Origin of the sequence: Mesorhizobium sp. BR1-1-2, assembly GCF_020165435.1 — a bacterium.
Classification (GTDB): Bacteria; Pseudomonadota; Alphaproteobacteria; order Rhizobiales; family Rhizobiaceae; genus Mesorhizobium.
The window spans coordinates 13115-26028 of record NZ_JAIUID010000021.1 but is presented as its reverse complement, the minus strand read 5'-3'; the positions used below and the strand labels follow the sequence as shown (position 1 = coordinate 26028).

12 protein-coding genes are annotated in these 12914 nt (G+C 62.7%); 4 read left to right on the top strand and 8 right to left on the bottom strand.

Features of this window, described 5'->3' with window-relative positions:
- Positions 1–28: 28 nt before the first annotated feature.
- From LB551_RS27770 to rpmG, 4 genes are all read left to right on the top strand, one after another.
- Entirely contained in the window at positions 29–769 is a 741-nt protein-coding gene (locus LB551_RS27770) for an NUDIX hydrolase (protein WP_224661190.1), read from the top strand.
- A gap of 23 nt (positions 770–792) precedes the next feature.
- Complete coding sequence (locus LB551_RS27765; protein ID WP_140548121.1) at positions 793–1971, top strand: MFS transporter; 1179 nt, start codon at positions 793–795, stop codon at positions 1969–1971.
- 114 nt (positions 1972–2085) lie between these two features.
- A complete protein-coding gene (locus LB551_RS27760; RefSeq protein WP_224624738.1) occupies positions 2086–2544 on the top strand; it encodes a hypothetical protein in 459 nt (152 codons plus the stop codon).
- Positions 2545–2844: 300 nt separating this feature from the next.
- Complete coding sequence (gene rpmG / locus LB551_RS27755; protein ID WP_006201775.1) at positions 2845–3012, top strand: 50S ribosomal protein L33; 168 nt, start codon at positions 2845–2847, stop codon at positions 3010–3012.
- 89 nt (positions 3013–3101) lie between these two features.
- On the opposite strand, the gene LB551_RS27750 is transcribed toward rpmG, so the two are convergent.
- From LB551_RS27750 to LB551_RS27715, 8 genes are all read right to left on the bottom strand, one after another.
- Entirely contained in the window at positions 3102–4169 is a 1068-nt protein-coding gene (locus LB551_RS27750) for an ABC transporter ATP-binding protein (RefSeq protein WP_224661189.1), read from the bottom strand.
- Between the two features lie 3 nt (positions 4170–4172).
- On the bottom strand, positions 4173–5021 hold the full coding sequence (locus LB551_RS27745) for a carbohydrate ABC transporter permease (protein WP_140548115.1): 849 nt from the start codon (positions 5019–5021) through the stop codon (positions 4173–4175).
- Positions 5021–5944, bottom strand: a complete 924-nt coding sequence (locus tag LB551_RS27740; protein ID WP_224661188.1) for a carbohydrate ABC transporter permease — start codon at positions 5942–5944, stop codon at positions 5021–5023. Before LB551_RS27740 ends, LB551_RS27745 begins: the two co-directional genes overlap by 1 nt.
- Before the next feature lie 179 nt (positions 5945–6123).
- Complete coding sequence (locus tag LB551_RS27735) at positions 6124–7401, bottom strand: ABC transporter substrate-binding protein (protein ID WP_140548111.1); 1278 nt, start codon at positions 7399–7401, stop codon at positions 6124–6126.
- 29 nt (positions 7402–7430) lie between these two features.
- Positions 7431–8618 (bottom strand): PLP-dependent transferase, encoded by a 1188-nt coding sequence (locus LB551_RS27730; RefSeq protein WP_224624740.1) that lies wholly within the window; start codon positions 8616–8618, stop codon positions 7431–7433.
- A complete protein-coding gene (locus tag LB551_RS27725; RefSeq protein WP_224661187.1) occupies positions 8615–9349 on the bottom strand; it encodes a FadR/GntR family transcriptional regulator in 735 nt (244 codons plus the stop codon). Before LB551_RS27725 ends, LB551_RS27730 begins: the two co-directional genes overlap by 4 nt.
- 148 nt (positions 9350–9497) lie before the next feature.
- Complete coding sequence (locus LB551_RS27720; protein WP_224661186.1) at positions 9498–10985, bottom strand: FAD-dependent monooxygenase; 1488 nt, start codon at positions 10983–10985, stop codon at positions 9498–9500.
- A 529-nt stretch (positions 10986–11514) separates the two neighbouring features.
- Complete coding sequence (locus LB551_RS27715; protein ID WP_224624743.1) at positions 11515–12888, bottom strand: PleD family two-component system response regulator; 1374 nt, start codon at positions 12886–12888, stop codon at positions 11515–11517.
- Between the last annotated feature and the right edge of the window lie 26 nt (positions 12889–12914).

The window sequence follows — 12914 nt, the reverse complement described above, 5'->3', positions numbered from 1 at the left end:
TGCAAGACGTTTCCGCTAGGTCCTGCGCATGGAAGGAATGACCAAGGCGGACGTCGACAGGCTCGACAAGGGTCTGGCCACGCATGGCGGCCGGGCGATGCGTCCACGCGATGCCGCGACCCTGATCCTGCTCGACGGCAAGGCCAACGACTTGCGGGTCTTGATGGGTCGCCGTCATGCCGGTCACGCCTTCATGCCGGGCAAGTTCGTGTTTCCCGGCGGTCGTACCGACCCGGCGGACAGCCGCATCCCCACCGCCACCGCGCTGCATCCCGAGCAGGAAGCAAAGCTCATCGCCGGTCCAGGCCGCACGAGCGAGGCGCGTGCCCGCGCCATCGCCTTGTCGGCCATCCGCGAGACCTATGAGGAAGCCGGGCTGCTGATCGGTCGCAAAGGCGCCTTCGCCACCGCAAGGACCGATTGGCAAGGCTTTGCCGAACACAGCGTGCAACCCTCCCTGGACATGTTGCGCTTCATTGCGCGCGCCATCACCCCGCCCAACCGGGTGCGCCGCTTCGACACCCGCTTCTTCTGTGCCTGGCGCGGCGACGTCGCCGTCGAACTGCCGGGCGGCGGCCCGACCGACGAACTCGAGGAACTGGTCTGGCTGCCACTTGCCAAGGCCAGGGAAGCCGACATTCCCGACATCACCCGGATGATCCTGGACGAGCTGGAAAGCCGCCTCGCCCATGATCCGCTGTTGCGTCCGGGCGGTCCCGTGCCCTTCTACCGGCTTGTCCGCAACCGCTTCACCCGCGAAATTCTGTAGAACATCGAGTATTCAGACATAACATGACGGTCGATACCCAACCAAAGGGCGACGAGCGCGTACACTGGCTGCCGATGGTGGCGGCGATCTCGTCGATCAGCGTCGTCGGCATCGCCATCGGCCTCGGCATGCCGCTGCTCAGCGTCATTCTGGAAACGCGCGGTCATTCGGCCTCGATGATCGGCCTTAATACGGCCGTCGCCGGCTTGGCCTCGATCGCCGGCGCCCCGCTGGCCACGCCGCTCGCCATGCGGTTCGGTGTTGCCTGGACGATGATCGCCATGATTGCCGCCGGTGCGCTGGCCTTCGTCGGCTTCCACTTCGCACCCGATTTCTGGATGTGGTTTCCGCTGCGCATAGTGCTGCACATCGCGCTGACGGTGCTGTTCATCCTGTCGGAATTCTGGATCAGCACCTCGGCGCCGCCGCACCGGCGAGGCCTTGTGCTCGGCATCTACGCCACCGTTCTGTCGCTCGGCTTTGCCGCGGGACCGTGGCTGTTCGCCCATCTCGGCAGTTCCGGCTTCAGGCCGTTCGGCGTCATCATCGCCTTGGTGACGCTGGCGGCGATACCGGTGCTGGCTGCGCGCAACGAAAGCCCCGCCATCGTGGCGGAGAGTGAAACCAGCCACTTCCTGCGCTACATCTGGCTGGTGCCGACCGCCACCTTCGCCGTGCTGGTGTTCGGCGCCGTCGAGACCGGCGGTTTCGCCCTGTTCCCGGTCTATGGCAGCCGGATCGGCTACTCCGAGGCCGATGCAGCGTTGCTGCTGACCATGATCGGGCTCGGCAACGTGCTGTTACAGATACCCATCGGCATGATCAGCGACCGCGTTTCGGACCGGCGCCATCTGCTGCTCGCCTGTGCCATCGTCGGCCTCGCCGGCACGGTGTTCATGCCTTTCTTTGCCACGAACTGGCATTTGATGGCGGCCCTTCTCTTCGTCTGGGGCGGTGTCGTCGCGGCCATGTACACGATCGGCCTCGCCCATCTCGGTTCGCAACTGTCCGGCCATGAACTGGCATCGGCAAACGCCGCCTTCGTGCTGTGCTACGGCGTCGGCATGGTGCTGGGCCCGCAGGCGATCGGCATCGGCATGGACAGTTTCGGGCCCTCCGGATTCGGCTGGTCGCTCGGTCTGTTCTTCGGCGCCTATATCGCCCTGGTCTGCTTCAGGCTCGTCCGCAAGATCCTGCTGTAGCACCCCGCAGTCGAGTGCCCTTATCCGCCGCGCCGCGGCAGATGCTGACAGAACCGTGTCAGGAGCGTCCGGTTAAAAGAGTGTCCCCTGATACCCGAAGTTGAGGACACTGCCATGATCGACAGCGGCTTTGAGACCACATCACTGCGAATGACGCTTCTGCTGCTTGTAACCTTCCAGGCTCCGGCCTCGGACGTGGACCGCATCATGGATGCGGTGGTTGCGATCGCCCCGCTGGTCATGGGCAAATATGATCGAAACGCCTACCAGTCGGCGCATGGCATCGAGCGCTACCGGCCACTTGACGGCGCGGCCGCCGGCGCCGAGACCGAATTGCGGCGGCGCCCCGGGACGGTCGAGGTTTCGTTCGAACTGCCCGATGACCAGGAATTGGCGGCGCGCGTCGTCGAAGCGATTTTCCAGGCGCATAGCTACCAGGAGCCGGTGATCCGCATTCAGCCGGTCCTTGCCAGCCGTTCCAAGGGGCTGGACGACCGCGCCAACCCGAATCGCTGGTGGAACACCACGGGAGATTGGAAGAAAACCATCGTTCTGGAGGCGGAACACGTGTGAATGCCGACAGGCATTGGCTTTCGTGACGGCCGCAAGGACGCGCCGGGCTCTCGGTAGCTAATCAAGTGTCCGGTTTGGTTGCACGCTGTCCGCTTCATCCCCAGCCTCTGTTGGCTGGCGATAAAACCGGACAACTCACGTGCTTACCTAATCCGGACAACTCATCTGCTTGCGGCACAGGCGGATAAGCCGGGCTTGACTTTCCGGGCGCGTTCTTTATGTGTCGCGGCAAGTTTCCCGCGTCCGGGTGTTTTCCCGTGCTCCAGCGGCCAAAACCCCACGAACAAACGGACTGATACCATGGCCAAAGCCGCAAACATCAAGATCAAGCTTCTGTCCACCGCCGACACCGGTTTCTTCTACGTGACCAGCAAGAACAGCCGCACCAAAACGGACAAGCTGTCGTTCCGCAAATACGACCCGGTCGCCAAGAAGCACGTCGAGTTCAAGGAAACCAAGATAAAGTAATCTGGTTTTCCAGGAGCATGCAAAAACGCCGCCCATCGGGCGGCGTTTTTGCATGCAATATGGTCTTGGCCGCTCGGCAGGCGGGACCCTTATCCTACCCGGTCGCCGCTTTTCGGGTCGAAAACATGTAGTGCCGCCGGATCGGCCGATAGCCGCACCGTGTCGCCAGGCTTCACGCCAGCGCGGCCCATGGCGAACACGCAGAGCTGCTGGCCGGCCAGCTTGACGTAGAACTGCGTCGAAAGGCCGAGCGGCTCGACCACCACGACTTCGCCTTGCAGCGTGCCGTCATCCGCCAGCCTTATATGCTCCGGCCGCAAGCCGACGGTAACCGCATCGCCTTCCCTGAGCGGCAGGCTATGCGGCAATCGCAGTTTCTGGCCATCGGACAGCACAGCATCCGCCACGCCACCCTTTTCGACCCTTGCCGGTAGGAAATTCATGCCGGGCGAGCCGATGAATCCGGCGACAAACATATTGGCCGGGCGATCGTAGAGGTCGAGCGGCGCGCCGACCTGCTGGACGACGCCGTCATGCATGACGACGATGCGATCGGCCATGGTCATGGCTTCGATCTGGTCATGCGTGACATAGACGGACGTGGTCTTCAGTTGCTGGTGAAGCGCCTTGATCTCGGCGCGCATGTGCACGCGCAGCTTGGCGTCGAGGTTTGAAAGCGGCTCGTCGAAAAGAAAGACCTTGGGATCGCGCACGATCGCCCGACCCATGGCGACGCGCTGGCGCTGGCCGCCGGAAAGCTGGCGCGGCAGGCGTTGCAGGAAACTGTCCAGCCCGAGGCGCCTTGCGGCGCCATCGACACGCGCGTCGATCGCCTGCTTCTCTGCCTTCCTCAGCATCAGGCTGAAGCCCATGTTCTTCGACACGTCCATATGCGGATAGAGCGCGTAGGACTGGAACACCATGGCGATGTCGCGGTCCTTCGGCGCGACGTCGTTGACCAGCCGCTCGCCGATACGGATTTCGCCATCGGAAACCTCCTCCAGGCCGGCGATCATGCGCAGAAGCGTCGATTTCCCGCAGCCGGACGGACCGACGAGGACGACGAACTCGCCGTCGGCGATGTCGAGGTCGACCGCGTGCAGCACACGCACGGCGCCATAATCTTTGCGGACCTTTTCCAGCGTAACGGAAGCCATCGATTATCCCTTCACGGCGCCGGCGGTGAGGCCGGTGACGAGATAGCGTTGCAGGAAGCCGAAGAAGATGCAGACCGGGATTAGCGCCAGGATCGACGCCGCCATCATCTGCCCCCAGTCGACGGCGAACTTGCCGATGAAGGTGAGCAGGCCGACGGCGAAGGTCTTCTTGTCATCGCTTGAGATCAGCATCAGCGCGAACAGGAGTTCACTCCAGGCAGCGGTGAAGACAAAGCCGAGCGTGGCGCCCATGCCGGGCAGCGTCAGCGGCACGATCACCCGGCGCATCGCCTGCGCGCGTGTGCAGCCGTCGATCATCGCCGCCTCCTCCAGGTCCTTCGGTATGCCGTCGAAGAAGGACTGCATCAGGAAGGTTGCAAACGCGGTATTGAAGGCGGTGTAGATGATGATCAGTCCGGTCAGGCTGTTGATCAGACCGATCTGGCCCATTACGCGATAGATCGGTGGAATGACCATGACTAGCGGGAAAGTCTGGGTCAAAAGCAACATCAGCGCCAGTGCCGCCTTGCCGCGAAAGGTGAAGCGCGACATGGCGTAGCCGGCTAGCGTGGCGATGACAGTCACCAGTGCCGCCGTCGAAACCGAGACGATGACGCTGTTGAGGAAATAACGCGGAAAGTCGGTGGCCTCGAGCACGGTGACGAAGTTCTGCAACGTCATCTGCGACGGCCAGAAGCTGATGCCTTCGGAATAGAGAAGCCGTTCCGGTGTAACCGATATCTTCAGGGTCCAGAAGATCGGGAACAGGGCGAAGATCACATAGGCCGCGATCGCCGCATAGAGCCCGACGCCGCCGAAGAAGCGCTGCGAAGATGAGCGTCCCGCGATCATCAGACGTGCCTCACCAGAGAGCGACGGATGGCGATCAACGCAATCGCATAGGCTATGAGCAGGACGAGCAGCAGCACGGCAACCGCCGATGCGTAGCCCTTGTCCAGCGACTTGAAGGCGCTGACATAGATGTAGACCGGCACCGTATTGGTCGACCCGGCCGGCCCGCCCTCGGTCATGACGAAGATCAGGTCGGCGAAAGTGGCGATCCAGATGGTGCGCAGCATCACCGTGATGGCGATGGTCGGCGCCAGGAACGGCAGTGTCACCTTGGTGAAACGTTGCCAGGGCGAGGCGCCGTCGATCGCCGCAGCCTCATGCAGTTCCGCGGGAATGGATTTCAGTGCCGCCAGCAACGTGATGGCAAAGAACGGGATGCCGAACCAGACATTGGCGACGATCGGCCCCCACATGGCCGTCGCGGGATCGGAGAGAATGTTGGTCGGCTCGGCCTTCAGCCCCAGCGCGAACAGCCAGTGCGGCAGCGGCCCGATGATCGGATTGAACAGCCAGGCCCATGTCAGGCCCGACAGGAAGGACGGCACCGCCCAGGGCAGGAACACCAGCGCTTGCACGAGTTTACGGCCGTGAAACGGCTTGTCGAGCAGCAGCGCCAGGCCAAGGCCGAGGAAAAACTGGAAGAACAGGCTGGAGACCGTCCACCACAGCGTATTGACCAGCGCCTGGCCGAGCACGGCATCCGACAGCATAACCTGATACTGCCCGAGCCCGACATATTCCGACTTGAAAGCCGAAAACTTACGGAACGAATAGCTGATGCCGATGACCAGCGGCACCAAAAGCACCACGACCAGCAGGATGATCGCCGGGCTTAGATAGAGCCAGGGTTCGGTTGCAGCGTGCGTCAGCCGCTTCTTTCGAGGCTTGCCGGCGGGTCTTATTTCGGAAACGGCATAGGTCATTGGCGCTCGCGGTGAAGGGTGGATGCCGGCGTGGCAACAGCACCCTTCTCCCCGTTCAACGGGGAGAAGATGCCGGCAGGCAGATGAGGGCAGCGCTGAGTTGACGGAACCTGGCGCAGCCTCTCATCCGGCCCTATCGGGCCGCCTTCTCCCCGGGAACGGGAAGAAGGGAAGAAAAGCTACTTCTTGTTCTTCGCCATCCAGTCCTGCTGTTCCTTGGTCAGGAAGGCGGCCCATTGGTCGGCAACCTCCTTGGCCGTCTTTTGGCCAAGCAGCACTTCCTGGAAATTCTTGATCGCCACCTGGTCGACGAAATTGCCGAGGTTCTCCAGATGCGTCGGCGGCGTCACCATTTCATATTTGGCGCTGTCGCTAAGCTCGGTGAACCAGCCCTTGAACTGCTCGGTCTTGAAATGGGGATCCTGGTCGGCGCCGTTGTGGATCGGAACGACGCCGACTTCCTTGGCCCATTCGAGATTGTCCTTGGGCGACAAAAGCGTCGCCATCAGCTTCCAGGCGTCGTCCTTGTGCTGGGAATTGGCGAACATCGCCCAACCGGCATAGCCGAGCGTCGGATAGGACTTGCCGCTCGGACCAACGGGGAGCGGCGCCACGGCGAAGTCGTCGGCGCTCATCTTGTCGGCGATACCCAGCAGCGCGTCCGGATCCTGGTTGAGCATGGCGCAGGTGCCGGAATAGAAGCCGGTGACGGTTTCGTTGAAACCCCAGCTCACCGCGTCCTTGGGCGCCAGGCCCTGCTTGTACATGTCGGCCAGCATCTGCAGGCCCCTGACCGAGCCCTCCTCGTTGATGGTCGAGGTGCCGTCCTCGTTGAAGTATCCGCCCTTGCCCTGAGCGATGTTCATGAACATGTGCATGCCGTTGAAGGCGCCGGGTCCGCCGCGCAGGCAGTAGCCGTATTTGCCGGGAATGGCGGAGATCTTCTTGGAATCGGCGACGAACTCGTCGAGCGTGGCCGGCGGGCCGTCGAGGCCGGCTTCCTTGAACAGCTTCTTGTTCCAGAACAGCGCGTTCACATAGTAGCCGTACGGGATCATGAACTGGGTGTTGTTGACGGTCGAGCCGAACTGCTTGGCGCGCTCGCCGAGCGTCTTGGCATCGTTCCATTTGGCCATATACGGACCGAGATCCTCCAGCTGGGCATTGTTGGCGTAGAGGCCCATCCAGCGTTCCGGCATCTCGACCACGTCGGGCGTATCGCCTGCCTGCACCATGGTCAGGAACTTTTCGAAAGCCTGGCCCCAGGGCAGCGAGATCAATTCGACCTTGATGCCGGGATTGGCCTTTTCGAATTCGGCGATTTGCTTCTTCAGGAACTCCGTGCGCGGCGGGCTGGTGATGACTTCGACCATTTTCAGGGTCGAATCGGCCAGCGCGTCTCCGGCGGAAATCGCCAACCCCGCAACGGTGGCAAGCATGACGGTCAGTTTTTTCATCTTCAAGACTCCCATTTTGAAGCGGCTTGTTATTTTCTGGCTTTTTCGAAGGCCTGCGCCACGTCGGCCCACAGGTCCTCGACATTCTCCAATCCGACATTGAAGCGGATGGTTCGGGGGCTGACGCCGAAGCGCGCCATCGAATTCAGTCCCGGCGTCTGCTCCAGCGACGCCTTGGCCGGCACGACCAGGCTCTCATGGCCGCCCCAGCTCACGCCGATGCGGAAGTATTTCAACGCATCGACGAAGACGGGGATGTCGATATCCTCGGTGACCTCGAAGGAGAACAACCCCGCGTAACCAGCAAGCGTCGCCTTGCCCGGATGGTTCGAATAGGCGGGGTGGTTGACGCGCTCAACATTGCCGTGCGCCTTCAGCCGCTCGGCGATGGCGAGCCCGCTCTTCATGTGGTGCGGCAGGCGCAGCGGCAGCGTGCGCAGCCCGCGCAGCAACAGCCAGGCCTCGAAGGGCGAAAGCTTGCCGCCGAGGTAGGAATAGGTCTGCTCGTTGATGTGCTTGATGTGGGCGGCCGAGCCTGCCACCACGCCGGCGACCGTGTCGCTGTGGCCGCCGAGATATTTCGATGCCGAATGCAGCACCAGATCGACGCCATGCGCGATCGGCTTCTGGAACACAGGCGTTGCCCAGGAATTGTCGATCGTGGTGACGATGCCCTGCTCCTTCGCCAGTCGGGTCAGGTGAGCCAGGTCCTGCAGCTCGAACATCATCGAGGTCGGGCTCTCCAGATAAAGCAGCCTGGCGCCCGGAAGTGCCGCCGCAACGGCGTCCGGGTCAGAGCCGTCGACATAATCGACCTTGATGTTAAGCCGCGGCAAAAGCCGCTCGAACAGCCGATAGGCATCACCATAGCAATTGCGCACCGCAACGATGCGCTCGCCGGCGCCGACGAAAGCGAGCACCGTGGCGCTGATCGCCGCCATGCCGCTGGAAAAACCACGCGCAGCCTCAGCCCCTTCGAGGGCCGCAACGCGCGCTTCGAATTCCATCACCGTCGGATTGTCGCCACGCGAATAGATCGGCTGCTTTCGTTTGCCGGCAAAGGTGTCGGCCATCTCGGCATAGTTGGCGAAGGTGAACAGCGAGGTCTGGTAGATCGGCGGCACGACGGCGCCGCCCGGGAAAGGCTCGTCATGCGCCAGAAGCGTCGCCGCCTCGGCAAGATAGTCGTGATCGAAACCTGAGGGATGTTCGTTCATGTCTGGCTCGAAAGTTTGAGTTTGGCCGCGCCGCGCTTGAGGTCGTCCTCGACGGTGGCGATCAGCTTGAGCGCCTCGGCGCGGGCGCCGTGCGGGTCGCGCGCGGCGATGCGCTCGTAAATGGTCCGATGATAGGGAAAGCTGGCGTGGCCGAAGTCGCGCACGCCGAGCGGATGCTCCCAGAAGCGGTGGAACAATTCGTGCATGGCGGCAATGATCTGCTCGAACAGCGGGTTGCCGGACACCCTGTAGATCGCCTGGTGGAACTCCCAGTCCTCTTCCGAAGACATGCCTTCGCGCGTGCGGAACGCCTGCTCCATGATGTCGAGCTTGCGCTCGATTTCGGCGATATCGGTCTGGCTCGCGCGTTCGGCGCAAAGGGCGGCGGCTTCCGCCTCCAGCGCGCGGCGGACTTCAAGCGTCCGCATCAGGCTGGTGAAGTCGTTGCCGCCCGCAAGCGTCAGCGGCAGATGCAACATGTCGGGCGAAACGGCTGCCTTGAGATAGGTGCCGCTGCCTTGCCGGCGCTCGACCAACCCGAGCCCTTCCCAGCGCGTCAGCGCCTCGCGCACCGTGTTGCGGCTGACCTTCAGCCGCTCGGCCAGAATGCGTTCCGTTGGCAGCCGCTCGCCCGGCTGGAGGGCTTCGGCACGAACAAAGCCTACCAACGCCTTCAGCACGGCGTCGTCACGCGCCGTCGTCTGAATAGGTGGCAGGCTGTTTTGATCCATGCGCGTTCCAAGTGGTCCAATGGTCCAACCAATTTCTGCACAGATGGTACCTCCTGTCAACGGGATGTCAGGAGCCTGACGCCGTAAAAGCTCGCAATGCATGCCAAGCATGCGTTTGCGGCGGGTCGCCAGGCCAGCCTCGACCCTGCTACGCCACAGCGGGCGGCCCGAACCATGTGGTCAGCGCATCGGCCAGTCCCTGTTGGCTTCCGGAACCAACCCATGCCACGTACCCGTCCGGGCGGATCAGCACCGCGTCGGGCCCGGCGACGGCCCCGAGAACTGGCAGCTCCCAGTCGCCGTCGTACACGGCGTCGACCTGCTGGACCCGATCCGCCCACGGCTTGATGTCCAGCCTGCCGGGCGTGCCGAGGTTGATCAGCACCGGCCGGGCATGGTGCAGCAAGGTAAACAGCCGCACCGGCCCGCTGCCGGTGAGCAGATCGAGATCGGGCATTCGCCGCCCAAGCAACGGATGCCGCTCGCCCAAGTCGTAACGAACGTCCAGGCCGGACATTTCGGCCGCGATGCGTTTGCGAGGCTCGGCCATGCCGAGCAGTTCGGCAATGGTGTCGCCCAGAGCCTTGGTGCGGTCATCCATGCGCCGAAGCGCGACCTGTGCCATCGTGTTGCGCAACACGCGGGCGGCGACCGGATGACGCTCGACTTGATAGCTGTCGAGCAGGTTGTCGGGTGATGTCCGCTTGACGACCTGGGCCAGTTTCCATCCCAGGTTGACCGCGTCTTGCACACCGATATTGAGCCCCTGCCCGCCCATCGGAGGATGGACATGCGCCGCGTCGCCGGCCAGCAGGACGCGCCCGACGCGGTAAGCGGCAGCCTGACGCGTCATATCGGTGAACCGCGACATCCAGGTCGGATTGTGGACGCCGAAATCGGTGCCATAGATAACGGTGAGCGCCTCGCGGAGATCGTCCAATGTCGGTTCACCACCGATGATCAGTTGTCTCTCGGTCAGCACGACACCGACCCTATCGCTTTCCTCGATCTTGCCTATCGCATGGGTTCCTTGGCCGTCGCTGCGAAAGCCCAATGGCGGTTCTTCCGACATCTCGACCTCGGCGATCATCCAGCTCATCGTCGGATCCCATCCGGCGAACTCGATGCCCGCCGCCTTGCGGATCGTGCTGCGTCCTCCGTCGCATCCGACGAGGTACTGCGCCTTCATCCGTTGGCCATCGGCAAGCCCCACATCCACGCCACTGTCGTCCTGCATGAAATCCGTGACTTCCTGTCCGCGATGGATCGGCACCCCCAACTCGCTGATCCAGTCGGCCAATATCCGCTCGATCTGGTTTTGCCGCAGCGCCAGCAGATAGTTGTGCCGGCTGGGAAAATCGCTGATGTCCAAACGGATCATGTGGAAGCCGACGGTCGGGAAGCATCGCCCCTGGGAGAGAAACCGGTCCGCGATCCCGCGCTGGTCGAGCACCTCGATTGTGCGTGCGTGCAGGCCACCCGCGCGCAAGCCAATCAGTTGCTGGGTCGGGCGCCGCTCGACAATGCCGACATCGATGCCCGCCAATGCGAGTTCGCCTGCCAGCATCAATCCTGTCGGGCCGCCCCCGGCGACAATCACCGCATGATTTCGCGATCCATCTTTCGGTGCACGCATTCCCGTCACTCCGCTCCCATTGGCCAGGGCCGCGGTTTTACGGGAGGAACCCAGGCTTGAAGCAAGCCCCCTGGGCGCCATATGTATGAAGTGAGGAGCGATGCTCCCTGCCGAATGGCAAGAGAGCGTGGGGCGCAGCTCTTCTCATCGTCGCTCGCCTCTACAGTCCAAAAGCGCTGTCGATATCTCGTGCGCAAAAAGCCCGTGATTTCCGGAGCTTGGCGCAGAATCCTGATGCTATTTTGAAAGGGGGCCGGTCGGCGTTTGGCAGCGGTACGAGGAGGCCACTATGTGCCAGCGCCGGCCGGCCGACCCCACGGACCCAGGAGATGCGGCGGACCTGAGCATCATGGGGTATTTTTTGATCGACCCGGCTGTCTGTCCTCGTGCCGGCGTCGCTCTGTCTGTGGCCGCACATTTGCGCAAGAGCTTATGAAAATCAACAGTTTCTTAACCAAGCCTCGCGAATCGCTTGGATTAAGGTAAATGGGTAACCTTGCCGGATTGACGGATACTCTTATTCGGTCCGTCAGGCAGCCTTGGCCACGACGCGGTTACGGCCACCGCTCTTGGCCTCATAGAGCGCCAGATCGGCGCGTTTCATCAACGCCGCCACCGTATCCACCCCCTTCAGCACCGACGAGACGCCGACGCTGACGGTGACCTCGATGGCCTTGCCGTCGGGCCCGATGGCGAACGGCATCTGGGCAATTTCGGCGCGGATGCGTTCGGCCACCTTTTCGGCGATCGCTCCATCGGTATCAGGCATGACCACGACGAACTCCTCGCCGCCGAACCGGCAGGCCAGATCGATGCCGCGCACGTTCTTGCGCAGCCGCCGCGCGAATTCCCGCAGCACCTCGTCGCCGCCGTCATGGCCATGCGTATCGTTGATCGACTTGAAGCGGTCGAGGTCGGTGATCATCACGGACAGCGGCCGTCGGCGCGCCACGGCGCGGTCGAATAGCGTCTGGAGATGGCTGTCGAGATAGCGGCGGTTGTGCAGCCCGGTCAGCCCGTCGGTCACCGCCATTTCGATCGTCTGCGTCACGCTGGCGCGCAATTGGTCGTTGTAGCGCTTGCGGCGCACCTGGGTGCGCAACCGCGCCGTCAGTTCCTGCTGGTCGATCGGCCGCATCAGATAGTCGTTGATGCCGAGCTCGAGGCCACGGATGATGCGCTCCTCCTCGCCCTCCTCCGCCAGCAGGATGATCGGCAGGAAGCGGGTGCGATCGAGCGAGCGCAGTTGCGAGCAGAGCCGAAGCGGATCGAAATTGGCGAAGCTCGTCGAGATCATCACGCATTCATAGGGGGTCTCCGCCGCCTGGAAGAAGCCGGCATGCGGATCGCTGGCGACATCCAGGTCAGCACAGTCGCGCAGCATCTTCTGGACGCGCTCGATCGACGATTTGCGCTCGTCGATCAGAAGCACTTTCGGCGTCGTGTCCTCGGAGGCGAAATTACGGCTGAGCAACTCTTCGATGCCGATGTTGCGCGTGGTCGAGGCGCGCAGCCGCAACTCGTCGGTCAGCGATTTCAGCCTGACGAGGCTTTTGACACGCGTCATCAGTTGCAGGTCGTTGACGGGTTTGGTCAGGAAATCGTCGGCGCCGGCCTCAAGCCCGCGCACCCTGTCGGAAACCTGGTCGAGTGCGGTGATCATTACCACTGGAATATGCGACGTCGCCGGATCGCTCTTCAGGCGGCGGCAGACCTCGAAGCCGTCCATGTCCGGCATCATGACGTCGAGCAGCACGACATCGACCTTGCCGTTCTCGCAGGTCTCGATTGCATCCGGGCCGTTGGTAGCGGTCAACACCTCGAAATATTCGGCCAGCAGCCGAACCTCCAGCAACCTCACATTGGCAGGGATGTCGTCGACGACGAGGATCCGAGCGGTCATTTCACAAGGCTCCGGCTTTGGCGGCA